Origin of the sequence: Mesonia sp. HuA40, from assembly GCF_008017835.1 — a bacterium.
In the GTDB taxonomy this organism is placed as follows: Bacteria; Bacteroidota; Bacteroidia; order Flavobacteriales; family Flavobacteriaceae; genus Mesonia.
Genome location: NZ_VRLT01000060.1, coordinates 1 through 1,795 on the forward strand (window position 1 = coordinate 1; position 1,795 = coordinate 1,795).

At 32.5% G+C, this 1,795-nt stretch carries 1 protein-coding gene; it reads left to right on the forward strand.

The genetic code is table 11. The features are described from left to right. Positions 1-158: 158 nt before the first annotated feature. Positions 159-1,526 carry a S41 family peptidase gene (locus FT993_RS11665; protein WP_147862740.1) on the forward strand — a complete coding sequence of 456 codons (1,368 nt, stop codon included), beginning with the start codon at positions 159-161 and terminating at the stop codon, positions 1,524-1,526. Positions 1,527-1,795 lie beyond the last annotated feature (269 nt).

Genomic DNA, 1,795 nt, shown 5'->3' on the forward strand with positions numbered 1-1,795 from the left:
CACCACAACAATGTATAACCGCAATTACGGCGGATTCGACTACGTCCGAATCCACTCGGAATTGCTAACGTCTGTGCCAAACCGAAAATTAACGCATATTAACCCGTAACTGACGGTTATACTAGACCGTTGCCACCAATTAAAACAAACATCAGTAAATGAAACAAACTTTTGTAATAATTCTGATTTTCATCTCAAATCTGATTTACGGACAAGTTCCGAATGAATTAACAAACGCTGAAAAAATTTACGGATTGTCAAAATTTTGGCAAGAAGTAAATTACAATTTTGTTTATCTAAATAAAGTTGATAAAACGGAATGGAATAATCAATACAAAATGCTAATTACCGAAGTCCAAAATACAGCAAACGATTACGAGTATTATAGATTATTGCAAAAATTCTGTGCAACTCTAAACGATGGACACACAAACGTTTGGTTTCCAAAGGAAATTCAAGATAAGATTTTGAATACTGATTTTGGAGAATTCAAATTTATCCTATCTAACATTGATGGCAAAGCGATAATTACCAAAGTCAATAAAAGTAAATTAAGCGAATTGCCAATTGGAACAGAAATAATAAAAGTCAATGGAATTCCCACAAAAGAATATGTAAATCAAAACGTCAAACCTTATATCTCATCATCTACTCAACACATTTTAAATGATTTATCAATAAAGTATATGCTCGAAGGTTTCATAGGTTCAAAATTTCAACTTGAATTAAGATTACCAAATGGCAAGATTAAAACAATCAATCTAACACATAAAGAAAGTGCCGAGCAAGAACTTTATCCCGAAGAAAAAAATGAACTTTTTGAATTTAAATGGATAAATGATGAGATTGCCTATATCGCTTTAAATTCATTTTCGAGTTGGGAAATAATGGATTTGTTTTCAGAAAAATTTCAAGAAATCCAAAAGGCAAAAAAACTGATAATTGATTTAAGAAAAAATGGAGGTGGCGAAGGTAATATTGGACGTGAGATTATAAAATATTTGACCAATGATACTATTCTGTATAGTTCAAAATCAAAAAGTAGGTTACACATACCAACCTATAAAGCGTGGGGAAAATATACAAAAGCTCAAGACACATTGCGTGGTGATTGGCAAAAGCAATCCTATTTGAGTTACCAAGATGAATTTTACTATAACTTTCCTTACGAGCCTTATTCCACATCTAATTTAGATATTACAAGAGTAGAATTACCAACAGCAATCTTAATCGGACATAATACTGCTTCAGCTGCGGAGGATTTCCTAATCTATGCTGACAATCAAGAAAATATAACTAAAATCGGAGAGCCAACTTTTGGAAGTACAGGACAACCGATGATATTTGATTTGCCAAATGGTGGTTTTGGTCGTGTTTGTACAAAAAAAGACACTTATCCGGACGGAAGAGAATTTGTAGGTTTTGGAATTAAACCAGACATTGAGATTAAAACAACATTAAAGGATTATATGGAAAATAACGACCCAGTTTTAGAAAAAGCAGTTGAGCATCTGAACGAGAAATAACTGGTGGCAACAACGTATATAGCTCATAGCTAATCAGTTGCTTAATCGAAGTTGAGGCATATTTGAAAAGTCGCCAAATTTTTAAATTTGACGATTTCTAATAAAAAGATAAATAGTAAAATTTAAAAATCTGGCTTGTGCTCAATCCGAAAATATTCGCTAATTTACACGCTACGAGCCATATACAAGACCGTTGGCAAAAATACCTCGGAATGAAAAGCAAAGCGGAAAAATAATGAATCTGACTGCTTGAAAAGATGAAGTAAAAA

Bases quoted from the DNA above. Each gene is read 5' to 3' on its own strand.
- FT993_RS11665 (WP_147862740.1), top strand. From the start codon at position 159: ATGAAACAAACTTTTGTAATAATTCTGATTTTCATCTCAAATCTGATT.